The sequence below is a fragment of the Paracnuella aquatica genome (assembly GCF_003332885.2).
Lineage (GTDB): Bacteria > Bacteroidota > Bacteroidia > Chitinophagales > Chitinophagaceae > Flavisolibacter > Flavisolibacter aquaticus.
This window is the reverse complement of sequence record NZ_QOWJ01000009.1, coordinates 108,944-131,128: the sequence shown is the minus strand read 5'-3', so window position 1 is coordinate 131,128 and position 22,185 is coordinate 108,944. Positions and strand designations below refer to the sequence as shown.

Here is a 22,185-nt window from a genome sequence, read left to right as displayed (position 1 = left end):
GCTCCATTCTGGCCCCAAAGTAAACTCCTGCAGGCTTACTTTTGAAAAAAAATATAGCGATGATACGCATCACATTGGAACGCACAAGTGGCGATTATGGATTTGAAGCAAAAGACGCAGCCGGTCATGCCGTGCTTACCGACTCATCTTCGGAAAACGGTGGCGGCGATGCAGGTGTGCGGCCCATGCAATTATTATTAATGGCAATGGGCGGCTGCAGCGGCATCGACATTGTTTCTATTTTAAAAAAGCAGCGTCAGCAGATCGATGCATTTACCATGCACATCAGCGGCGAACGGGAAGCAGGCGTGGAGCCTTCGTTGTGGAAAAAAGTGCATGTGGTTTTTGAAATAAAAGGCGATGTGGACGCAGGCAAAGCCGAACGTGCCTGCCAGCTTTCCATCGACAAATATTGCTCGGTGGCCGAAACGCTGCGCAGGGCAGGAGCCACTATTACTTGGGAGGTAAACGTTGCCCCGTTGGCAGCGGTTTAACAAGAAATACAACGATTGTTTGCGCCACATTTTTTGTGCAACAACAAACGAAAACATTACGATGAACGAAACACAAAACGAAGGACAGCACCTTCATCCCACCACGCAAGCCATCCGAACCCATGCGCCCCGTACGCAGCAAATGGAGCACTCGTCGCCGATGTTCCTAACTTCTTCGTTTTGCTTCGATAATGCGGAAGACATGCGGGCCGCGTTTGCCGATGAAACCGATGATAATATCTACACCCGTTTTTCCAACCCGTCGGTGCAGGAGTTTGTTGACAAAGTATGCGTGCTGGAAGGTGCCGCATCAGGCTTTGCAACGGCATCCGGGATGAGTGCCATTTTTGCTTCGTTCATGGCGCTGATGAAATCCGGCGATCACCTGCTTTCCTGCCAGGCTGTGTTTGGCTCAACACATACAGTCATTACCAAGTTTTTGCCCAAATACGGCATCGAAACTTCTTATGTGGCAGCTGATGCTACGGCAGAAGAATGGGAGGCAGCCATTAGGCCCAATACGAAGATGATTTACCTGGAAACGCCGACCAACCCCGGGCTGGATATTGTGGACCTGCAGCTGGTGGCGCAGATAGCCAAGCGGCGCGGCGTGCTGCTCAACGTGGACAACTGTTTTGCCACACCCATTGGGCAACGGCCCATTGAATATGGCGCCGATCTGGTCATTCATTCTGCTACCAAATGGATGGACGGGCAGGGCCGTGTACTGGGTGGCGTGGTGGTGGGCCGCCCCGACCTCATCAAAGAAATTTATGCGTTTTGCCGCAGTACCGGCCCGGCTATGTCGCCTTTTAATGCATGGGTACTGAGTAAAAGCCTCGATACACTGCACCTGCGCATGGAGCGCCACGCAGCCAATGCGCTGCACCTGGCCAAAGCGCTGGAGGGCCACCCGGCGTTGCGTTGGGTAAAATATCCTTTCCTGCCTTCGCATCCGCAATACGAAATTGCCACGCGGCAAATGCATAACGGGGGCGGCATTGTATGTTTTGAGCTCGCTGGCGGCATCGAAGCGGGCAGGAGTTTTTTGAACAGCCTGAAAGTGCTGTCGCTTACTGCTAACCTAGGCGATGCGCGGTCCATTGCATCACACCCGGCCAGTACCACGCATGCAAAGCTGACCGAAGCCGAAAGGTTGGAAGTAAACATCACGCCGGGACTGATCCGTATTTCGGTAGGGCTGGAATATGCGGATGATATTGTGCAGGATATTGTGCAGGCGTTAGATGGGCTTTCTGCTTGAGTGGCGAAAGGTTCTTTTAGCAGCGCTTTTTCTTGATAGCAATTGATAAAATTAAAAGCCACGAAGGTTGAGCCCTTTGTGGCTTTTTTCTTTTAATGCAGCCTCTTTGTTGGTCGTGCTCAGTCTTTGGCTGTCATGCTGAGCGCAGCGAAGCATCTAAATTTTATGGTTGCAGAATATAGTGTTGAAAAAGTAGGCTCGCCATTAATTCAACGTTCGTCCTGGTGCAAAGCTCGGATCCTTCGCTGCGCTCAGGATGACAAGCGGGAAGCGTGATTGGAAGGCAAAATGCATTGTGAGCCAAGAATATCATGCCAGTTGTAGTGGAGGACATTGATTACAAGCAGTGTCTGTCATGCCGAGCTCCATTCGGCATCCCTTGTGCATTTGCAAACACCGCGAGATGTCGGAGATGCCGAAACAGGTTCGGCATGACAGGTAATAAAAGGCAGCAGTTTATTACAGGTGCATGATTAAAGCCCAATAGCGATACAGAACGTGCAAGTGTGCGACGCAACAGCAGCCTAATAATGATCCAAGTGCCAGTTACATAAAAACTAAAACAGCCACTCCGATAAGAGTAGCTGTCTAAAAAGTTGGGGTGCGTTCGCCGCTAAAAATCAGCGGTTACGCTGCCTTTGCCTGCTCCATGATTTCGTCCATCGAAATGCCGAGGTGGCTTTCGTCGTACACACATTCGCCATTGCGGATCACCAGCACTTGCGGCGACTCGTGGTGCACTTTGAACAACTCCGCCACCTTGTTGCTCAGGTGCCGGTAGGCAATCAGGTCGAGGTAATAAAAATCCACGTCCGTGGGCTGCGCCACCTTTTGCAGGCGCTGCAGAGCCACCGAGGAAATGGAACAGCGGGTGCTGTGCTTGAAAATGACCTGTGGCCGCTCGTGTGATCTGGTGGCGATCTGCGCCAGTTGTTCGTCTTCAGTAAGATGGATCCAATGCATAACAGCAGAAATATTTTTTACCCTTTAAACTTGCCGGTGCTCTGTGCCATGGGGCAGCCATATTTGCTGCGGCTGGCTGCACAGGAGGACAGCGAAATTACGGTAATGGTGAGCAATGCAAAGGCCAATAATTTACTTTTCATTTACAAAGGGATTTGTGGCAAAACGGTTTATTTTGCCGGATTATTTTAAACAAATATATAAATATTGCTCAGGTGGTTCCATTTGGCGCAGCCGCTTTTTGGGAAACACCGGCGAATACATAAGTTTTTCCCCTCATGAAACTGCACTTCATCTCCATTGGCGGCAGCGTGATGCACCAGCTGGCAATAGCGCTAAAGCGAAAAGGATACCAGATTACCGGCTCGGACGACGAGATATTTGAACCCTCCCGCACCGCGCTGGAACGCGAAGGGCTGCTGCCGGCAAACATGGGCTGGAACGCCGGTTACATTCACCCGCAACTGGATGCCGTGATCCTGGGCATGCATGCAAAGGCGGATAACCCCGAACTGCAGAAAGCCACGGAGCTAGGCCTGCCCATTTATTCATTCCCGGAGTATATTTTCCAGGAAAGCCGTGAAAAACAACGGGTTATAGTGGGCGGCAGCCACGGCAAAACCACCACCACCTCGATGATCATGCACGTGCTGCGCCAGTCGGGCCTGCCCTTCGATTACCTGGTGGGTGCACGGCTGGAGGGTTTCGACCAGTCGGTAAACATTACCGATGCGCCGGTAATTGTGTGCGAAGGCGACGAGTACCCGGCCAGCACGCTTGAAAAGCGCCCCAAATTTCATTTCCTGTTTCCCCATATTGCGGTGCTCACCGGCATTGCATGGGACCACATCAACGTGTTTCCCACTTTTGAAAATTACCTCGACCAGTTCCGCATTTTCCTGGACAAAATAGAACCCGGGGGCTCCCTGGTGTACAACGAAACCGACGAAACACTGGCTGCGTTGGTGGATGAGCACCGCCGCGACGATATTGTGTACATGCCCTACGGCGTGCCGCGCCACGAAATTGCTGGCGGCAAAACCACCATTGAAATAGCGGGTGCTCGTGGCGAGCTGAAAGTATTTGGCGCCCACAACCTGCTGAACCTGCACGCTGCCTGGCATGTATGCCGCCAGTTGGGCGTAGATGCCGAACAATTTGTTGCGGCCATGAGCTCGTTTACCGGTGCTGCAAAAAGATTGGAGCTGCTGGCGCAAAATGAGGAGACGGTTGTGTACCGCGATTTTGCCCATGCACCTTCGAAAGTAAAAGCCACGGTGGATGCCGCAAGGCAACAGTTTCCCGGCCGCAAAATCATTGCCTTGCTGGAACTGCACACATTCAGCAGCCTGAACGAACAGTTTATGCAGGAGTACCGCGGCGCACTGGACGGTGCCGATGAGGCCGCTGTTTTTTACAGCCACCATGCGCTGGAACTGAAACGCATGCCGCCGCTGCCGAAGAACGCAGTGGTAGCAGGTTTTGGCAAAAACGGCCTGCAGGTGGTAAACACCCGTGCGGAGATTGAAGCCTGGCTGCAAACGCAACAATTTGCCAACAGCGTAGTGCTGCTCATGAGCTCCGGAAATTACGACGGGCTGGATGTGGCAGCGTTTGCTGAGAAGTTTAAAGTTTAAGGTTTAAGGTTTAAAGATGTTCAAATGGTTCAATGTGTTCAATTTGTTCCAGCTGGTTTAAAGAAATGGAGTTTAAAATGAATCGAACGGTTTAAACTCATTGAACAACTTGAACCGATAAAACATATTGAATACATGGCACCGTTTACCCAACCTTAAACCTTAAACTTTAAACCCCAAACCCCGCTGCTCCATTCGATATTTGGCTAATATTGCCGCATAGTACCGCAAAGCTTTACCTTTACGGCCTTTTAAGAAACACGGGTCATGCTACAACTTACCAAACCGATCGCATTTATCGACATTGAAGCCACGGGCTCCAACCCGGCTACCGACCGCATCGTGGAAATTGCCATGATCAAAAACCTGGCGGACGGAACCCGGAAAGTAAAGCGCAAGCTGCTGAACCCGATGATGCCCATTCCGCAAAATATTGTGGACATCCACGGCATCAGCGACGAGATGGTGAAAGACGCACCCACGTTCAAACAAGCGGCTGCCGAGATCAAACAGTTCCTCGACGGCTGCGATATTGCCTGCTACAATGCCTACCGCCTCGATATCCCGCTGCTGGTGGAGGAGTTTATCCGCGCCGGCGTGGAGTTCGACATGAAAAGCCGCAAGCTGGTGGATGTGCAAAAGATCTTCCACCACATGGAGCAGCGTACCTTGTCGGCGGCGTATAAATTTTACTGCAACAAATCGCTGGAAAACGCACACAGCGCCGAAGTAGATGCCACGGCTACCGCCGAAATCCTGGATGCGCAACTGCAGCGTTACCCGCAATTGGGCAATACCCTCGACTCTATTTTGAAAGTAGTGGGAGAGGACAACCTCATTGACTTTGCCCGCCGTTTTGTTTATGACGAAAAAGGCGTGGAAATATTTAATTTCGGAAAACACAAAGGCCGCGCAGTGGCCGATGTGCTGAAAGCCGAGCCGCAGTATTACGATTGGATGATGCGCGGCGAATTCCCCATGAACACCAAGCAAAAGCTGACGGAGATCTATACCCGCTCAATGTTGAAAAAATAATAATCCCGGTTGCTGGTGGAGAAGCTAGTTATCATTCCTACGTTTAACGAAAAGGAAAATATTGCATCGATTCTGAAAGCGGTGTTTGAGCTGCAACAGGATTTTCATGTGCTGGTGATCGACGATGGATCGCCGGACGGCACCGCCGATATTGTGCGCCATTTGCAAAGCGTGTATCCCGGCTTTCTGCACCTGGAGGAGCGCCGCGGCAAACTGGGCCTGGGCACCGCATATATTCATGGTTTTAAATGGGGCATCAGCCGCGGCTACCGTTTTATTTTTGAAATGGATGCCGATTTTTCGCACCGCCCCATTGACCTACCCAAATTGTACGACGCCTGCAAACGCGGCGGCGCTGATGTTGCCGTTGGCTCGAGGTATGTGCCTCAGGGCAAAGTAGTGAACTGGCCTTGGGACCGCATTGCGCTGTCCAAAGGCGGTTCCATTTACACCCGCCTCATTACCTGGATGCCCATCAACGACCCGACGGCGGGTTTTATGTGCTATAAAAAGGAAGTGCTCGAAAGCATCAATTTCGACGAGATCCATTTTGTAGGTTATGCCTTCCAGATCGAAATGAAGTTTGCCGCATGGAAATTGGGTTTTAAAATCAAAGAAGTGCCCATTCAGTTTGAAGACCGCAAGTACGGCGAGTCGAAAATGAATAAGGGCATCATTAAGGAAGGCGTACTGGGCGTGCTGAAGCTGCGCTGGTACAGCCTGTTTACCAATTACCGCCGGCGGGTAAAAACAGCACCGGCAATTCCTGCCGAACGATAAGCAAAGAAATAGCTGGCCGCTCTTGTTGAGCGGCCATTTTTTATGCCAAAATGTTTGGTGGTTTTTACTTGATGCTTCGATATGTGCCCCAACTTTTCCCTTTTTCAAATTTAACCATACCGCGCTTTGTCATGCTGAGCGCAGCGAAGCATCTGAGCCTGCACAATGCAGTGATTAAGGAACAAGGAGCGGGCACTTTATCAGCACTTCATTCAGGTGAAAGCTCAGATCCTTCGCTGCGCTCAGGGTGACAGGCAATGAACAAGCACCTGCAAAAAAAGTAAGGGCCGCATTGACAAGTTGCCGCCCCACTTTTCTACCCAAAGCATTGCCAGCCCGGCAGAAACCTTAATTTCATTCCATTGAAATCAACAACAGGTCACCCTCCAAACAACTGCTATGGAACCCATCATCAGCCTGAAGCAAGTAAATAAATCGTACGGCACCAAGCAGGTGCTCCACGATATCAACCTCGATATTTTTCCCGGACAGGTTATAGGCTACATTGGCCCGAACGGCGCCGGCAAAAGCACCACGGTAAAAATATTGTGCGGCCTGCTCACCGATTATACCGGCCAAGTGCAGGTGGCAGGTGTGGAGGTAAAAGCCGATCCGCTGGCCGTGAAAAAACTGGTGGGCTATGTGCCTGAACTGGCCGATTTATACGAAGTGCTCACGCCTTGGGAATACCTTGAATTTGTGGCTACGCTGCAAGGCATGGAGCCATCGGTTTATGAAACCCGCATCCAACGAATGGTGGAAGCCTTTGGGTTGCGGGACAACTTGCACCAGCGCATGGATTCGTTCAGCAAAGGCATGCGCCAAAAAGTGCTGCTTATTTCCGGCATCCTCCACAACCCCGGCATCATCATTTTCGATGAGCCACTCAGCGGCCTCGATGCCAACAGCGTTATTTTGGTAAAAGAGTTGATCAGCCGGCTGGCGCGGGAAGGCAAAACCATTTTTTATTGCAGCCATATGATGGATGTGGTGGAAAAAGTAAGCGACCGCATTGTGCTGATATCCGAAGGCACTGTGGTGGCCGATGATACTTTTGCCAACCTGCAACAACGCATGGGCCAGCAGCATCTGGAGCAGATCTTTTCTTCGCTTACTAAGCATCAGCAGCCAGGCTCTTCGGCCGACGAACTGCTGCGGGCTTTTGAAAACAATAACGCCCTATGAACCTCCTCAACAAATGGCTGATGCAGGCCGTGCTGCTGCCAGCGCCACTCTACCGCCGTATGGGAGCCGATGTGGTGTTGGTAAAAACCATTTTGGCAACCAAGCTTACCCTCGACGACCGCACACCCAATACCATGCAGCAATTGCAGCGAAAAGGTGCAAGTAAACCTGCCAAAGCGGCAACACTGGGCGCCATGTTCATGAGCGCTATTATGGGCCTTTTATACCTGTCGGCATTTGCACTGGGGCAGGATGTGGTAACCCAATTGACGATCTATTTTTTCATGTTTTTTGTATTGTTGTCTTCCATGCTCATTGCCGATTTTACATCGGTGCTGCTAGATGTGCGGGACAATACAATCATATTGACCAGGCCTGTAAACGATGCTACTTTTTTAACGGCACGGCTGCTGCACATACTCATTCACCTCACCAAGCTGGTGTTGCCCATGAGCCTGCCGGGTGTTGTTTACATTGGTTATAATTATGGCGTTGGCATGGCCTTGTGGTTTCTGGTGCCCGTAGTGTTGCTTATTTTGTTTTCTATATTTTTTATCAATGCGCTTTACCTCGTTTTCATGCGCATGGTGTCGCCGCAACGCTTTCAGGCCATCATCAGCTATGTGCAAATTGGTATGGCCATTGGCATATACGCCAGTTACCAGGTAGTGCCTGCACTGATGAACAGGTTCGATGGGCTGAACCTGCAGGTTGGAAACTATTGGTTTGCGCCGCTGCTGCCGCCATTTTGGTTTGCGTCGGTGTGGCAGGTGCTGCATGCACCGCTGGCCGGCTGGGAAAAGGCAGGGTTAGCTCTAGGGCTTTTTATTCCGTTGCTGGCCATTTGGGTTGTGGTGCGGTACCTGGCTGGGGCATTCATTCAGCAGCTAACGTTGTCGGCTAACCGAAATGCGGAAACCCCAGTTTCGAATAAAACGTCTGCAGGTCATCCATCGGGGCTTGCGGAAAAGATTGCCCGTATATTAACGCCCCAGGGTTTGCAGCGTGCCGGTTTTTTATTTGCCTGGAAAATGAGCGGCCGCAGCCGCGACTTTCGCATGCAGGTGCTGCCCGCCATTGGTTACCTGCTGGTGTTTGCAGGCATCACTTTGTTCCGGGCTTTATCTAAAAACAACTTTTCGGCCTTCAACGACCGGGGTAAAGCACTGGTGCTTTCGGTTTTGTATTTTGGCACTTATGTGTTGGTTGTGGCACTAGGGCAAATGAAGTTTTCCGATAAATGGAAAGCTTCGTGGGTGTTTTATGCCACGCCGCTGCACCAGCCGGGGCCGCTGATCGTGGGTGGTTTCAAAGCGCTGGTGGCTAAATTTTACCTGCCGCTGGCATTGCTTATTTTTTTGGTGGGAACCGTTTTTGCCGGTCCGCTCATGATTCCCAACATCCTGCTTGGCTTGGCTAATCAACTGCTCATTGGCGCAGTGCTGGTGTATGTTAATCAAAGGGAATTTCCTTTTTCGGTGCCGCAGCAAACACAGAATCGCGGCGTCAATGTATTGCGGTCCATAATGGTATTGCTGTTTACGGGCCTGCTCGGTGCGGGTCATTATTTGCTGTACTCAAATTTGCCGGTGATATTGATCTGCCTGCTGCTTTCGGCCGCTGCTACCTGGACGGTGGTGAACAGCATAGCCAATATCAGCTGGGATAAAATCAAAAGGGCCGATGTATAATGTCTTTTCCGGCCTGCGTATGGTGGTTTGGCGTTTACCTTTGCGGCCATGAAAAAGGCGTTGTTGCAGTTGCATGTTGCCGTGTTTTTGTGGGGTTTTACCGGTGTGTTGGGGCGTGCCATTTCACTCGATGCAACCTTGCTGGTTTGGTACCGCCTGATGGTCACGGCTGTTTCCCTATGGGTGCTTTTTGCCGTGCAAAATAAGATCACCCGGTTGCCCTTTCGGTACATGTTGGTCATTGGCGGAATTGGGTTGGTGCAGGCCCTGCATTGGGTTACGTTTTATGGAAGCATTAAGCTGGCCAACGTTACTATTGCCCTTACCTGTTTGTCCACTACTGCTTTTTTATCATCATTGATAGAGCCCATCATTTTAAAACACAAATTTCAGCGCAGCGAAATACTGCTGGGATTTTTTGCCATTGCCGGCATACTCGTTATTTACAATACACACTTGCAGTTTTCCTGGGGTATCATCATTGGGCTGGTGTCGGCGCTGCTTACCGTGTTGGTTTCGGTGCTTAATAAAAAAATTGTAAGGGAGTACACACCACAGCAAATCACATTATACCAACTCTCAGGTGGCTTTGTTGGGTTGACGCTATTGTTGCCCTTGCTGTTGCAATGGTCGGAGGGGAGCATGCTACCTTCTACATGGGACTGGCTTTGGCTGCTGGTGCTGGGTTGGGTGTGCACCATTTTTACTTTTTTCCTCTACATCCGGTCGCTTAAGCATATTTCCGCATTTACCATGAACCTGACGCTAACACTGGAGCCTTTGTACGGTATTGTGCTGGCATTTGCTATTTACCAGGAAAATGAACACCTGAGTAACTGGTTCTATCTGGGTTTTTTGCTGATTGCACTGGCCGTGGCCCTGCATATGTGGCGGCTGCTGCAGCCATTTTCGGGTAGCCGTACCCGTAATAAGTAGCAATAGGCAAACTTTAGACTGCCGCGTTCCATCATTTGCCTCGCATCAGGCCGTTGCTATATACTTCACCAGGCTTCTTTTTGCCACCGGCAACAGCGTTTCTTCAATGGGAAAACTGTATTCCGTTTCGATGCTGTACACTGCAGGGTTGGGCAACTGGCTTTGGTAGCGAATCAGTTGCTGCTTCATGTTTTCATAGGTACTGGCCAGCGACCGCATTTCGTTTTGGATAAATGCCGTTTTAATGCTGCGGAAACGTTCATTGTGTTTTTCAAAAATAGAAAGCCGGTAGTGGTACACACGTGTGTCGCGGGTTTTGCCGGCACTCAAAAAGAAATATCCTTCCTGTACATCCAGCGGCACCAGGCCAACAGGTGTGATGGTGATTTTGTCTTCCACAAAATCATAGATCTCGGCGCCGCTGCTGATGGTGGTCTTCATCTTATTTGCCGAAAAATTGATGATGCTTTCCAGCTCCTGCATTATTTCGTTGTCTTCAATCATTTGTTCATACAGCAATTGCAATTTTTCGAGCTGCAAACCCGTTACTTTCTTTGGAAACTGCTCCTGCAGAAAACGTTTGTTTTCGCGGAAGGCATTGAGGTTATTGTAATGAAAGATCAGGTCCGAAAGTTGGGGGTACAGTTTGTTTTCGTTGAAACAGGTGCTTACCTGTTGCAGGTAGGCCAGCAGGGTATATTTTTTTTGCTCAAAATCAATAAATCCTTCTGCAAACCAGGTTTCGGATAATTGTTTCATTGCCTCGCATTTTATTTGTAACCTAATTTAATAAAATCTGCCGACAGCCCATTTTGCGGCTGCGGCGTACCTTGTTAAAAATTTGAGATTATGCGGATACCTGTTTTGATGCTTTCACTCCTGTTTACATCCTGCGCTACCACGCAATTTTATGTTGTACGCCACGCCGAAAAAGATGCGGCGGCCGGTGATGCCATGACAACAGATGTGCCACTGTCGGCGGCCGGTGCACAAAGGGCCATAGCGCTGAAAGATGCGCTGAAAGACAAAAAGATCGGTACAATTTATTCAACACCCACACACCGCACCACCGGCACGGCCAGGCCGCTGAGCAACGAAACCGGCGTGGCCATACAAATTTACAATCCAACCGATGCCCGCTTTTTACCGCAATTGCGCAAGCATAAAGGTGCGCCGGTACTGGTAGTGGGCCATTCCAATACAGTAGACGACATCATCAACGGCCTCGCCGGAAAACAATTGCTGCAAGATTTACCCGACAGCCAATACGGCGATCTTTTTTTACTGAAAATAAAAGGCGACAAAGCACAATTGGAAAAGAAACGCTTTGGCAACTAACCCACACCGTTACCATAAAAGATAAAGCCCGGATCAACTCCGGGCTTTATCTTTTATGGTTTTAGAAAATTTCTTTTCCGACTGTCGCCTATAAACTGTCAACTCCTCACTACCATTCACGAGCAGGATTAAAGTTCTCCAACTCTTTGCCCACTTGCGTGAGGAACGTTGCGCCCAGGCTGCCGTCCACAATGCGGTGATCATAGCTCATGGAAAGGTACATCATGTGGCGGATGGCAATGCTGTCGCCGTGTGGCGTTTCCAACACCACGGGCCGCTTTTTAATGGCGCCTACGGCCAATATGGCCACCTGCGGTTGGTTGATGATGGGCGTACCCATCAGCGAGCCAAAAGTGCCAACGTTGGTCATGGTAAATGTGCCGTCCGCAATGTCTTCGGGTTTCAGTTTGTTGTTGCGTGCCGCATCAGCCAAATTGTTTACCTGCTTGGCCAATCCTACTAGGTTTAGCTGGTCTGCATTGCGGATAACGGGCACGATCAGGTTGCCGCTGGGCAGTGCCGTTGCCATGCCTATGTTGATGTCTTTTTTTACAACAATGTTGTTACCGTCCAGCGATGAATTAATCAACGGGAACTTTTTAATACACCGCACAATAGCTTCAATGAACAGCGGAGTAAATGTAAGCTTGGTGCCTTCGCGGCGGTCAAATTCCTTCTTTACTTTTTCGCGCCACTGCACCATGTTGGTTACATCGGCTTCGGTAAAAGAAGTAACGTGCGGGCTGGTATGTTTGCTGCGCACCATATGATCGGCAATCAAGCGGCGCATGCGGTCCATTTCCACAATCTCCACGTTGCCGTTGTATTGTGTACGTTGCAAACCCTGCTCTTCGGCCTTGGGTTTTTGCTCCATGATCACGGCCGGCTGCGGGTGGCGTGCAGGTTGTTGCGCTGGCCCTGTTTGCTGTGCAGGTGCGGGCTGCGTGGCAGGTTTGCCGTCTTTTTTCTGCTGCACATATTGCAAAATATCTTTCTTGGTAACGCGGCCTTCACTGCCGGTGCCGGGTATGCGCTCCAGGTCCGACATGCTCACACCTTCCTGCGCTGCAATGTTGAGCACCAGCGGCGAGTAAAAACGGTTGGCGTTGCCGGCGGCAAGAGCCGCAGTGGTTACTGCTGCAGGTACATAAGGCACGGCGGCAGCGGCTTCTTCATCTTCGCCGCTGTATACGTCTTCCGAAGCTATTTCCTGTACTGCTTGTGGTGCGGGTGCACTGGCTTCTTCGGCGCCGGTGCGGATGCGGGCAATAACGCTGCCAATGGGCACCACATCGTTCACGCCAAACAATAATTCAGCAATGACACCTTCGGCAGTAGACGGCACTTCGCTGTCCACTTTGTCGGTGGCAATATCCAAAACTGTTTCATCCATCTTTACCGGGTCGCCGGGTTGTTTATGCCATTTTAAAATGGTCGCTTCCATAATGCTTTCGCCCATTTTCGGCATCACCAGGTCCACTGTAGCCATAATCATTTTTGTTTAAGTAAGCAATCGTTAAGTATGTGAACAATGTACTGGTGCAGCATTGACGGTGGTTGCGTAATTACTCAACACCAGTTTTCCGCCGCACCATTTCTCTATAATAAGCGGTCAAAAATAAGCAAAGGGCCAGAAACCATTTCAGGTGGGGCGGTTTTAAGGTGGGAAAGGATTGAAAAACAAAAGTCAAAATTAAAAAGTCAAAAAGAAGAACCCTTTAACAGCGGTATTCCTTTTGACTTTTGACTTTTTAATTTTTAATTAAACACTAACCAATTTCCTCAATCACCAGTTGCCGCAAAAAGTTGAGTGCATTGGTAGCGGCCAGCTCAATGTTTTGTTTGCGGCCGTACCGAAACTTGAATAAGCGGGTACGGATCTGCGCCTTGCTGCCGGCAGCTACCCACACGGTGCCCACCGGTTTCTCGGCGGTGCCGCCATCGGGGCCCATTATGCCTGATGTGGCTACTGCATAATCGCAGCCAAATTGTTGCAGGGCGCCCAAAGCCATCTGGCGTACCGTTTCTTCACTAACGGCACCAACAGCTTCCAGTGTGTGTGGGTCAACAGAAAGCAGGGCTTCTTTTGCTGAATTGGCATAGCTTACTACGCTGCCCAAAAACACTGATGAGGAGCCGGGAATGGATGTAATTAAATGGGCAATATAGCCGCCCGTGCAGCTTTCCGCGGTGGCCATTGTTTTGCCCCGTTCTTTAAGCAGGTTGAGCAACACCTGTTGCATCGGTATATCTTCCGTTGCCACCAGCCAGGGTTGCAACAGTTGCTGCAATGCCGTAAACTGCTGTTCTATTTCGTTGGTTAATGCCTGTTCGTTGTTGCCTTTTGCGGTGAGCCGCAATTTTACCATACCCAGCGACGGCAGGTAAGCCAGCTTAATATGTGCGGGTAAACGGGTTTCAAAATCTTCCAGTATTTCCGCCACTTCACTTTCGCCTTTGCCCGATGTAAGCAGGCTGCGGTGCAGGATGGCAGGCATGGTAAAATAGGCTTGCAGCTTGGGAATCACGCTGCTTTGCATCAAACCCACCATTTCATGCGGCACACCCGGCAGCGACACGTACACCACGCCATCTTTTTCGAACCACATGCCCGGCGCGGTGCCCCGCAGGTTGGGCAGCACGGTGCATACATCGGGCACTTCGGCCTGCTTTCGGTTGCGGTCGGTGAGGGGGCGGCCCAGCCGTGTAAAAATGTCGGTCACATTTTGCAGGGCGCCTTCATCCACCCGCAGCATGGCGTTGAAATAAGCACATAGCGTGGGTTTAGTAATATCATCTGCAGTAGGGCCCAGGCCACCGGTAATGATGATCACATTGTAGTCGCGGCTTTGCTCCTGCAAGGCGGTTGCAATTTCCGCCGCATCATCGCCAATGGCAATCCTGCGTTTTACCCAAATACCGATCTTGTTTAGTTCCTGTGCAATATGGGCGCTGTTGGTATCAATGGTTTGCCCAATCAGGAGTTCGTCGCCAATGGTAATGATGGCCGCAGCTACTTCTTTCATCGTGTTGTGCAGGAAGGGTTAATTTTAGCGCAAGGTACCAAACAGTATGAAACCATTTTTTGCACTTTCGCTCTGCCTGTTGTGTGTAATAACAAGCAGTGCGCAAAATGTTTCTGCAGCGTTGCAAAAAGCCGTGCAGAAACTCGAATCCGACCCGCAGATGCAGCAGGCCATGCTCTCCGTTTACGTGGCTGATGCCGCCACCGGCAAAGCCGTTTTTACCCACAACAGCAGCGTGGGCATGGCGCCGGCATCTACACAAAAACTCATTACCAGTGCCACCGCATATGCTTTGCTGGGCCGCGATTTCCGGTACCGCACCCAATTTGCTTTGATCAAAAATGGCGCAGCCAACACGCTGGCCATACAGCCTTCCGGCGATCCCACGCTGGGTAGCTGGCGCTGGAAAAGCACTGCCGAAGCCGCAGTGGTACAGCGTATTGCAACGGCGGTGCGCAACAGCGGTGCAGGGCAGTTAGCCAACATCATGGTGTACCACAAAGGCTGGAACGAAGAAGCCATACCAGGCGGCTGGACCTGGGAAGACATGGGCAATTATTACGGTGCCGGTGCTTATGGACTCAATTGGCGCGAAAACCAATATGATGTGCTGCTGCAGTCGGGCAATGCCGTGGGCGATGCTGTGCAGGTGGCTGGCACAGTTCCTAAACTGTATGATTTTTCGTTGCAATCGCAGGTGCGCAGTGCGGCAAAAGGCACCGGCGACCGCACACTGATTTACCTGCCGGTAATGAGCCGCGAAGGTGTGATAAGGGGAACCATACCGGTAGGGGAGCAGCAGTTTAAAGTATCAGGGGCCATGCCCAACCCGATGCACCAGTTTACTGAAACCCTTTCTGAAGCGCTGCGCAACACCGCACAATTGCCCGCCGAACCGGCACTGGTGCTGGAAGAAGGGTTGCCTGCAGGCAACGTTTTGCATGAAGAACTGTCGCCCTCATTGGACAGCATCATTTATTGGTTCAATCAAAAAAGCATTAACCTGTATGGCGAGGCGCTATTGAAAACAATAGCGCTGCAAAAAGGAAAAAAAGCCAGCACGGAAGATGCGGTGACGGTAGTAAAAGATTTTTGGAAGGCGCAAAGCATACCGCAAACCGAGTTGAATATTGCAGACGGATCGGGACTTTCGCCGGCCAACCGGGTAACCACCAGGGCGCAGGTGGCGGTGTTGTTGTTTGCAAAAAAACAAGCCTGGTATCCCGGTTTTTTTGCGTCGCTGCCTGTGTATAATGGTATGAAAATGAAAAGCGGAACCATTGGTGGCGTAAAGGGTTTTGCCGGTTACCACACGGCAAAGAGCGGTACCACTTATGCGTTTTCCATTCTCATCAACAACTACAACGGTGCTGCTTCAGGCATTGTGCAAAAAATGTATGCGGTGCTGAACGAGTTAAAATAATCATGATACGCTGATCCTGTATCTTCAAAATGTTAGCGAAATAAAACAAAACAGTCAAGTCATCACCATCATTAAACCATAAATTCTACAACTGTGGCGCAACAAAACTTCAAAAACCACACACGGTATGTCTTTTCATTTCATGTGCTGGTAAACATTGCACTGCTGGCCCTCATCATCGGCGCAGTACGCAACCTGCTCAACACATCGGAAGACAATGTTTATGAAGCATCGCTGCTGGTGCTGGTTGCTCTTATATTAGTAGGTAATCATCTGCACGGCCGCATGTTTGCGCTGAAAGCACAGGATCGGGCAATCAGGGCGGAAGAATCATTGCGTCATTTCATCCTCACCGGCAAGCCTGTTGATCCAAGGCTTACATTGGGCCAGATCATTGCCCTTCGTTTTGCATCGGATGCAGAACTACCCCAATTGGCAAGAGAAGCGGCGGAAAAGGGCTTAGGTCCAAAAGAGATCAAGCAACGCGTACAGCACTGGCGTGCTGATACACACCGGGTGTAGCAGGGCATTTCATTGCGATGACCCAATACAAGAAGTATAAACTATTGTCTGCCTCCTTGGCTACAATATACAGCCGGCGTTCTCTCGGTTGTCATGCCGAACTAGTTTCGGCATCCCCTGTAACGCCAAGTATTAGCAAAAAAATAAACGGCTGTTTCATAAAAAAATCCTCTGACCAACGGAGATGTCGAAACAAGGCATGAAATCGGCTTATGGCGTGAAGTCGTTTAACTAATAGAAAATTTCAAACGCTTACAGTCAACACAACTTTGCCAAAACAAAAAGCCGGCACTAAAACGAGTGCTGGCTTTTTAAATGATAATCTAATATCTAAAATCTATCGTCTTCTATCTTTCTTCCATCACCTCACTGCAAATTTTTCCGATCCGTTGTCCAACCCGATGATTGTGCCAGGCCCGGTGTGTTGCCGGTAAACATTTTGGCCGCATCCTTATCGCCTTTCAATTGCCATTTGTACCAGGCAGTGGCTGCTTTGGCAAACTCGCCGCCATATGGTTTGGCGTAAGTGCCGCCATGGCCTACATCCATGTTGGCAACAAACACTGGCACATGGTTGATCTGCTTGAAATCGTCCATGCCGTTGTTGTAAGCAATATCAGATGGGCCACCCAGCAGGTACAGGGTAGGTGTGTGAATTTTTTTCAACTGCTCTTTAGTAACGGCAGGCATACCGGGCATGCCTGCACCAGGCGTGGGCAGCACGCCGCTGTTGAATACGCCAATGGTAGTGATCCTAGGGTCGGCAGCAACTTCAAGCGTTTGTAAACCGCCGCACGACATGCCGCTAACTCCAATTTTCGACACATCAATTTTGCCATAATACGGGCTGTTCTTGTCCGCATTTTGCGCAATGGCCCAGTCAATGGCATCGGTCAACATAGAAGATTTGGAAGAAGACCGAACCCGTTCGCCCGACTCGGCAGGCATGGGACCAATGGCAATCACCAAGAAGCCATGCGAGGCTACTTCATTTAAAAAGTTGACATGCTCCCACGGTGAGTTGGCGCAGGCGCCGTTGCCCCAGGCAATCACCGGCAGTTTTTCCTTACTGCCAAATGGCGCCAGGTCTTTGGGGCGAAACACTGTGTGTGTAGGCAACGAAGTTTCGGTGAGCATAAGTGCGCTGTATTTACCTGTGCCACCGGCCTCTACCACACGGGAGGCGGCAGTTTGGGAAAAGCTTTGCAGCGATGCAGTAAGTAATAATAACGCAAGAGGAATGGGGAAGCGTTTCATATGAAATGTTTGTAGTGAGTGTTGTGTTGGTCGTTATCATTTTGGTTGAACTGCCGGTGTGATAACAGAAAAATTTCGGGCAAACGAGCTGCAATTACAGCCATGTGATCAAACAAAAATTGAAATTATCTTTTTCGTTTAAGTAATGAAACGGCGGCTGGGTTAATAATGGTTAATACTAATCAATTGGCTCCCACAATTGCACCTTATTTCCCTCGGCATCGAGTATGTGCACAAACTTGCCGTAGTCATAGGTTTCAATGGCATCCAAAATGGTAACGCCTTCTTCCCGCAACATGGCCACCAACGCTTCCAGATTTTCCACGCGGTAATTGATCATAAAGTCCTTCGATGAGGGCTCGAAGTATGTGCTCGTTTCCGGGAAAGGTGTCCATTGTGTTTGTGCCGGTTTTTCGCCCGCTGCATCTTCGTACCACTCGAAGGTGGCACCGTAAGGATTGGTGCTCAAACCCAAATGCTGTTGGTACCATTCCGTCATTTTTTTAGGGTCTTTGCATTTAAAGAAAACGCCGCCGATGCCGGTTACTTTTTTCATGGCTATGTTGAAAAGGTTTGGGAAGGTTATTTAGTAAGCATTGAGAATGCTTATTGAAAGTAACTGTTTGAGTTTTCAATTCCTCCGACTTCAAATTCTTTTTTAAAACAATAAAATGTTGTTGCCAGCAGGCAAAGTGAATGCTGGTTAAATAAAAAAGCCCGCAACGAAAAGTTGCGGGCTTTTAATCAGAGGTCAATTTTTTTATTTACCAATAAACTTATCCAAACTAATATTGCCCGGGCCAGCAAATAAGATGGTCAGAAACGCAGTGAGGTAAACCGCCGACATTTCGCCATCGCCAAACATCTGGCCTTTATGCGCATAAAAGAGGGCTACCGACATGGCAACCACCAGCGGAATAGCCGCCAGGCGAGTAAACAAGCCCAGGATAATAAATACGGCGCAGAAAAATTCGGCAAACACCACCAGCGACAGCGACGTGGTGGAACCCACACCAAACGGATCGGCAAAACGCGAGGCCTTGTCGGCAAAGTGCATCAGCTTATCCAGGCCGTGGTTCACCATCATCAGCGACCCGGCACCCAGGCGCAACAGCAGCATGGCAAATGAAAAAGCACCATCTGAGACGCGGGTGCTGAACAGTCTTTTCATAGTTTTTTTCTTTGGAGGGGCAATGTTACAGAAAAGTTGAATAGGCACAACCGTTACAAAGTGCACACCGCGTAAACGGCGCAGGGCACAGGTTTGGTCCACTTGTGCACAACCCCTGCTGTTCAAATATGTTTTTTATTATTGCCTGCAACCTTGTTAAATATAGGCCACTGGTCATACCTCATTTGGCCCGCCTTATAATAATTTGAATATTTACGCCGTTTATTCCAGTTTCGGAAGTCCGGATTTTTGAACCACAAAGAGACGAAGGCGCTAAGTTTCACAAAGAATTTTCTTAGTGTGTCTTTTACTCTTGGTGTCTTGGTGGATCAAATGACAGTAAGCACCCCAAAGCAGTACCAACCATGAAGCGATATTTTTTGCCTCTTTCCCTTAGCCTGATGCTTTCGACGGCGCAGGCGCAGCAAACGTTTCAGCATAACGATCCGCAGCAGCGCTTTTCGCTGGCAAAAGAATTTTTTCAAAAAGGGCAATACAACCTCGCTTATCCCATACTGAAAGAATTACAGGCAAACCTGAAAGACGGCGTTCGGCCCGACCTACCCATCCAGGCGCAGGAAGTAGATTATTACACCTTAGTATGTGCCCTCAAGCAAAATGAAGGCGGGGCAGAGCCGGCAGCCCGCAGCTATATCGAGGTTACCCGAAACAATCCGCGGGTGCAGATGATGAACTATCACCTGGCCGAATACCTGTTTCGCAAACAGGAGTTTACCGAGGCGCTTACTTTTTACGAAGGTGCCAACATTGCCAACCTGAGCAACCGCGAAATTGCCGACGCCAAATTTCACCAGGGCTATGCTTATTTTACCCTGCAACAATTTGATAAGGCAAAGCCGCTGCTCAACTCCATTCGCCAGGTAAAGGACGATCCAAATTACATGGACGCCAACTATTACTACGGCTTCATCGCCTTCCGCGATAAACAATACAGCGATGCGCTGGAAAGTTTTCGCGTAGTGGAGAACCACCCGGCTTACGAAGGCATTGTGCCTTTTTATATAGCGCAGATCTATTACGTGCAGGGCCGTAAAAAAGAAGCAGTGGAATATGCGCAGGCAAAATTAAAAGCCGGCAAAACACAGTTTTACGACCTGGAGCTAAAGCAGCTGTTAGGCCATGCGCTGTTTGAGCAAAAACAATATGCACAGGCCGCGCCTTACCTCGATGATTATGTGGCGAAGTCGAAGAAAGTGCGCCGCGAAGACCTGTATGAATTGTCGTATGCTTATTACCAGGCGGGCCAGATGCCCAAAGCCATTGAAGGCTTCAAGCAATTGAGCGGAAAAGAAGATTCACTATCGCAGCATGCTATGTACCTGCTGGGCGATGCTTATTTAAAAACAGGCCAACGTGCCAATGCACGGAACGCATTCCTGTTTGGCGCCTCCAACAACAGCAACCCACAGCAACGCGAAATTTCGCGGTTCAACTACGCAAAGCTTTCTTACGAGCTGGGCTACCAGGATGAAGCGCTGCGCAGCCTCGAAGCATTTATACAAGATTATCCCGCATCTGATTATCGCGAAGAAGCCACCGACTTGCTGGTTGGTGCGCTTGCCAACACCAATAACTACCGCGGTGCATTGACACTGATCGAAGGGTTGAAATATCCATCGCAAAATGCGAAGCGGGTGTATCCGCGCATCCTTTATGGCCGCGCCACCGAGTTGATCAATGATGGTGCATTAGTAGAAGCCGAAGCTTTGCTGGATAAAGCGCTGCGCGATCCAAATAACGCACCTGTGCTGCCTTTTGTCAACTTCTGGAAAGGCGAACTGGCTTACCGTTCGGGCCGCACCGACGATGCCATTCGTTATTACAACGCGTACCTTAATGCGGGCGCACCAGCTAACGGTGAGGCAACAGCGAATAATGCAAAGTATAACCTCGGTTATGCGTATTACCGCAAACAAAACTACCCGGTAGCACAAACATTTTTTGAACCGCTGTCGCGCAACGTATCGCTCAATTCCGATCCCGTTACGCAGGATGCATATGTACGTACTGCCGATGCCTATTACATGAACCGCAGCTATGCGCAGGCACGCACCATGTACGACAATGTGATCCGCTACTCATGGGCCGCCGAAGATTACGCTACGTTCCAAAAAGCAATGATCGCCGGCATCAACAGCAGCAACGAAAAGATCAGCAACCTCAATACACTGATTCGCAAGTTTCCGCAATCGCCGCTGGTGATGGATGCGAACATGGAAATCGCGAACACATACCTTGGCAACGAGCAATTTCGCGAAGCCATTCCTTTTCTGCAGACCATTGCCCGTGCCGGCGGCAATAGCAGCCTCAAGCCGCAGGCTTATTTAAAGCAAGGCATTGCACAATACAACCTCAATAACGCCACCGAGGCCATCACGCAATACCGCAAGGTCATTTCCGATTATCCCAATTCGCCGGAAGCTGAAACGGCATTGGACAACCTGAAAGCCATTTTTGTGGAAACCGGCCGCCCCGCCGAATACGCCGAAGTGATGCGTGAAGCCGGCAAGCCGCTGTCGGTAAGTGCGGAGGATTCACTCACATTTGCCGCCGCCGAACTGCAATACGAAAACGGCAATGCCGCAGCAGCTTTGGAGTCATTCAACAACTACCTGCAGCGTTTTGCCACCGGCAACTACGCCACCAATGCACAATACTATCGCGGTGAAATTTTTGGCACCCGCAAAGACTGGCGCAATGCGCTGGAAGCTTATGGCTATGTGGCCGAGCGGGCACCCAACGCGTTTGCCGAGCGGGCCGTGTTGCAGGCTGCACGCATCTCGTTTTTTGAAGTAAAAGATTACGAGCAGGCCGAACGTTTTTACACGCAGCTCAAAGGTTTTGCGGCCACGCAGGAAGCACGTCTCGAAGCCATGCGTGGTTTGCTGCGCAGCCAGTACCAGTTAAAAAAATGGAGCGCTGCGCAAAGCAACGCACAGGAACTGCTGGCGCAAAAATCTGCTTCGTCCGATGATAAAGCACTGGCTGCAATGGCCGTGGGCAAAGCCGCACAAATTGCCGGCCAGTACGATGTGGCCATCAACAATTTCAAAACGGTAGTGTCGGTGAACAAAGCCGCACTGGGCGCCGAAGCACGCTATGAAATTGCTGCCAGCTACTTTGGCATTAACCGGTTGGAAGATGCGGAGAAAGCCGCATTTGAAGTGATCAACAAAGCCGGTTCTTACGACTGGTGGGTCACTAAATCATACATCCTGCTCGGTGATATTTTCTGGAAGCAAAAAGATTATTTCAACGCCAAGGCTACGTTCCAAAGCATTGTGGACAATACCCTCAATGCCGAACTCAAAGCCGAAGCGCAGGATAAACTGACCAAGGTTACCGCTGAAGAAGCTTCGGGCAGCAAGGTCACGGGACGTTAGTATTTGTGTAGCCAACACCAGCGCTGCCATCAGCACCTGTTGCGTCGCACACCTGTACG

The 22,185-nt window shown here is 50.1% G+C and carries 20 protein-coding genes; 12 read left to right on the top strand and 8 right to left on the bottom strand.

The genetic code is table 11. From position 1 onward, the window contains the following. Positions 1–59 precede the first annotated feature (59 nt). Positions 60–494, top strand: a complete 435-nt coding sequence (locus DRJ53_RS13760; RefSeq protein ID WP_114236228.1) for an OsmC family protein — start codon at positions 60–62, stop codon at positions 492–494. Between the two features lie 61 nt (positions 495–555). Then, positions 556–1,758: a trans-sulfuration enzyme family protein gene (locus tag DRJ53_RS13755; protein ID WP_114236227.1), complete on the top strand. Its 1,203-nt coding sequence runs from the start codon at positions 556–558 to the stop codon at positions 1,756–1,758. Between the two features lie 627 nt (positions 1,759–2,385). Here the strand turns inward: DRJ53_RS13755 and ytxJ are convergent. Both ytxJ and DRJ53_RS21795 read right to left on the bottom strand, forming a co-directional pair. After that, a complete protein-coding gene (gene ytxJ, locus DRJ53_RS13750; RefSeq protein ID WP_114236226.1) occupies positions 2,386–2,721 on the bottom strand; it encodes a bacillithiol system redox-active protein YtxJ in 336 nt (111 codons plus the stop codon). A 17-nt stretch (positions 2,722–2,738) separates the two neighbouring features. Continuing rightward, the gene (locus DRJ53_RS21795) at positions 2,739–2,864 is read right to left on the bottom strand and encodes a hypothetical protein (protein ID WP_262707868.1); all 126 of its coding nucleotides are present in this window, start codon (positions 2,862–2,864) and stop codon (positions 2,739–2,741) included. A 135-nt stretch (positions 2,865–2,999) separates the two neighbouring features. On the opposite strand from DRJ53_RS21795, the gene DRJ53_RS13740 reads away from it, so the two are divergent. The 6 genes from DRJ53_RS13740 (at position 3,000) to DRJ53_RS13715 (ending at position 9,985) form a co-directional block, all read left to right on the top strand. Continuing rightward, entirely contained in the window at positions 3,000–4,358 is a 1,359-nt protein-coding gene (locus DRJ53_RS13740; RefSeq protein WP_114236224.1) for a UDP-N-acetylmuramate--L-alanine ligase, read from the top strand. Between the two features lie 267 nt (positions 4,359–4,625). Beyond that, a complete protein-coding gene (locus DRJ53_RS13735; protein WP_114236223.1) occupies positions 4,626–5,393 on the top strand; it encodes a 3'-5' exonuclease in 768 nt (255 codons plus the stop codon). Between the two features lie 15 nt (positions 5,394–5,408). Next, positions 5,409–6,173, top strand: a complete 765-nt coding sequence (locus DRJ53_RS13730) for a polyprenol monophosphomannose synthase (RefSeq protein ID WP_204743178.1) — start codon at positions 5,409–5,411, stop codon at positions 6,171–6,173. Positions 6,174–6,572: 399 nt separating this feature from the next. Then, positions 6,573–7,358, top strand: a complete 786-nt coding sequence (locus tag DRJ53_RS13725) for an ABC transporter ATP-binding protein (RefSeq protein ID WP_114236222.1) — start codon at positions 6,573–6,575, stop codon at positions 7,356–7,358. Continuing rightward, positions 7,355–9,049: a hypothetical protein gene (locus DRJ53_RS13720; RefSeq protein ID WP_114236221.1), complete on the top strand. Its 1,695-nt coding sequence runs from the start codon at positions 7,355–7,357 to the stop codon at positions 9,047–9,049. Before DRJ53_RS13725 ends, DRJ53_RS13720 begins: the two co-directional genes overlap by 4 nt. Positions 9,050–9,097: 48 nt before the next feature. After that, positions 9,098–9,985 carry a DMT family transporter gene (locus DRJ53_RS13715; protein ID WP_114236284.1) on the top strand — a complete coding sequence of 296 codons (888 nt, stop codon included), beginning with the start codon at positions 9,098–9,100 and terminating at the stop codon, positions 9,983–9,985. 45 nt (positions 9,986–10,030) lie between these two features. Here DRJ53_RS13715 and DRJ53_RS13710 read toward each other — a convergent pair whose 3' ends face one another. Further along, on the bottom strand, positions 10,031–10,744 hold the full coding sequence (locus DRJ53_RS13710) for a hypothetical protein (protein WP_114236220.1): 714 nt from the start codon (positions 10,742–10,744) through the stop codon (positions 10,031–10,033). Positions 10,745–10,834: 90 nt separating this feature from the next. Between DRJ53_RS13710 and DRJ53_RS13705 the strand changes: the two genes are divergently transcribed. Then, a complete protein-coding gene (locus tag DRJ53_RS13705) occupies positions 10,835–11,323 on the top strand; it encodes a SixA phosphatase family protein (RefSeq protein ID WP_114236219.1) in 489 nt (162 codons plus the stop codon). Positions 11,324–11,432: 109 nt separating this feature from the next. On the opposite strand, the gene DRJ53_RS13700 is transcribed toward DRJ53_RS13705, so the two are convergent. Together DRJ53_RS13700 and DRJ53_RS13690 are read right to left on the bottom strand one after the other, a co-directional pair. Then, positions 11,433–12,812 carry a dihydrolipoamide acetyltransferase family protein gene (locus DRJ53_RS13700; protein WP_114236283.1) on the bottom strand — a complete coding sequence of 460 codons (1,380 nt, stop codon included), beginning with the start codon at positions 12,810–12,812 and terminating at the stop codon, positions 11,433–11,435. A 280-nt stretch (positions 12,813–13,092) separates the two neighbouring features. Then, positions 13,093–14,349, bottom strand: coding sequence for a CinA family nicotinamide mononucleotide deamidase-related protein (locus DRJ53_RS13690; protein WP_114236217.1), 1,257 nt, complete (start codon positions 14,347–14,349; stop codon positions 13,093–13,095). A 46-nt stretch (positions 14,350–14,395) separates the two neighbouring features. Here DRJ53_RS13690 and dacB point away from each other — a divergent pair, with 46 nt between their 5' ends. Together dacB and DRJ53_RS13680 are read left to right on the top strand one after the other, a co-directional pair. Beyond that, the gene (gene dacB / locus DRJ53_RS13685; RefSeq protein WP_114236216.1) at positions 14,396–15,772 is read left to right on the top strand and encodes a D-alanyl-D-alanine carboxypeptidase/D-alanyl-D-alanine endopeptidase; all 1,377 of its coding nucleotides are present in this window, start codon (positions 14,396–14,398) and stop codon (positions 15,770–15,772) included. Positions 15,773–15,865: 93 nt separating this feature from the next. Then, positions 15,866–16,294 carry a DUF6526 family protein gene (locus DRJ53_RS13680; protein ID WP_114236215.1) on the top strand — a complete coding sequence of 143 codons (429 nt, stop codon included), beginning with the start codon at positions 15,866–15,868 and terminating at the stop codon, positions 16,292–16,294. 366 nt (positions 16,295–16,660) lie between these two features. Here the strand turns inward: DRJ53_RS13680 and DRJ53_RS13675 are convergent, their stop codons facing one another. From DRJ53_RS13675 to DRJ53_RS13665, 3 genes are all read right to left on the bottom strand, one after another. Then, positions 16,661–17,551 carry a poly(ethylene terephthalate) hydrolase family protein gene (locus tag DRJ53_RS13675; RefSeq protein ID WP_114236214.1) on the bottom strand — a complete coding sequence of 297 codons (891 nt, stop codon included), beginning with the start codon at positions 17,549–17,551 and terminating at the stop codon, positions 16,661–16,663. Between the two features lie 178 nt (positions 17,552–17,729). Continuing rightward, positions 17,730–18,107, bottom strand: a complete 378-nt coding sequence (locus tag DRJ53_RS13670) for a VOC family protein (RefSeq protein WP_114236213.1) — start codon at positions 18,105–18,107, stop codon at positions 17,730–17,732. A gap of 204 nt (positions 18,108–18,311) precedes the next feature. Further along, positions 18,312–18,722, bottom strand: coding sequence for a DoxX family protein (locus tag DRJ53_RS13665; RefSeq protein ID WP_114236212.1), 411 nt, complete (start codon positions 18,720–18,722; stop codon positions 18,312–18,314). Between the two features lie 365 nt (positions 18,723–19,087). Here DRJ53_RS13665 and DRJ53_RS13660 point away from each other — a divergent pair, with 365 nt between their 5' ends. After that, complete coding sequence (locus DRJ53_RS13660) at positions 19,088–22,126, top strand: tetratricopeptide repeat protein (protein ID WP_114236211.1); 3,039 nt, start codon at positions 19,088–19,090, stop codon at positions 22,124–22,126. Positions 22,127–22,185 lie beyond the last annotated feature (59 nt).

Excerpts from the sequence above, each read along its gene's own strand:
- DRJ53_RS13760 (WP_114236228.1), top strand. The coding sequence starts at position 60 with ATGATACGCATCACATTGGAACGCACAAGTGGCGATTATGGATTTGAA.
- DRJ53_RS13755 (WP_114236227.1), top strand. The coding sequence starts at position 556 with ATGAACGAAACACAAAACGAAGGACAGCACCTTCATCCCACCACGCAA.
- ytxJ (WP_114236226.1), bottom strand. The coding sequence starts at position 2,721 with ATGCATTGGATCCATCTTACTGAAGACGAACAACTGGCGCAGATCGCC.
- DRJ53_RS21795 (WP_262707868.1), bottom strand. The coding sequence starts at position 2,864 with ATGAAAAGTAAATTATTGGCCTTTGCATTGCTCACCATTACCGTAATT.
- DRJ53_RS13740 (WP_114236224.1), top strand. The coding sequence starts at position 3,000 with ATGAAACTGCACTTCATCTCCATTGGCGGCAGCGTGATGCACCAGCTG.
- DRJ53_RS13735 (WP_114236223.1), top strand. The coding sequence starts at position 4,626 with ATGCTACAACTTACCAAACCGATCGCATTTATCGACATTGAAGCCACG.
- DRJ53_RS13725 (WP_114236222.1), top strand. The coding sequence starts at position 6,573 with ATGGAACCCATCATCAGCCTGAAGCAAGTAAATAAATCGTACGGCACC.
- DRJ53_RS13720 (WP_114236221.1), top strand. The coding sequence starts at position 7,355 with ATGAACCTCCTCAACAAATGGCTGATGCAGGCCGTGCTGCTGCCAGCG.
- DRJ53_RS13715 (WP_114236284.1), top strand. The coding sequence starts at position 9,098 with ATGAAAAAGGCGTTGTTGCAGTTGCATGTTGCCGTGTTTTTGTGGGGT.
- DRJ53_RS13710 (WP_114236220.1), bottom strand. The coding sequence starts at position 10,744 with ATGAAACAATTATCCGAAACCTGGTTTGCAGAAGGATTTATTGATTTT.
- DRJ53_RS13705 (WP_114236219.1), top strand. The coding sequence starts at position 10,835 with ATGCGGATACCTGTTTTGATGCTTTCACTCCTGTTTACATCCTGCGCT.
- DRJ53_RS13700 (WP_114236283.1), bottom strand. The coding sequence starts at position 12,812 with ATGGCTACAGTGGACCTGGTGATGCCGAAAATGGGCGAAAGCATTATG.
- DRJ53_RS13690 (WP_114236217.1), bottom strand. The coding sequence starts at position 14,349 with ATGAAAGAAGTAGCTGCGGCCATCATTACCATTGGCGACGAACTCCTG.
- dacB (WP_114236216.1), top strand. The coding sequence starts at position 14,396 with ATGAAACCATTTTTTGCACTTTCGCTCTGCCTGTTGTGTGTAATAACA.
- DRJ53_RS13675 (WP_114236214.1), bottom strand. The coding sequence starts at position 17,551 with ATGAAACGCTTCCCCATTCCTCTTGCGTTATTATTACTTACTGCATCG.
- DRJ53_RS13670 (WP_114236213.1), bottom strand. The coding sequence starts at position 18,107 with ATGAAAAAAGTAACCGGCATCGGCGGCGTTTTCTTTAAATGCAAAGAC.
- DRJ53_RS13665 (WP_114236212.1), bottom strand. The coding sequence starts at position 18,722 with ATGAAAAGACTGTTCAGCACCCGCGTCTCAGATGGTGCTTTTTCATTT.
- DRJ53_RS13660 (WP_114236211.1), top strand. The coding sequence starts at position 19,088 with ATGAAGCGATATTTTTTGCCTCTTTCCCTTAGCCTGATGCTTTCGACG.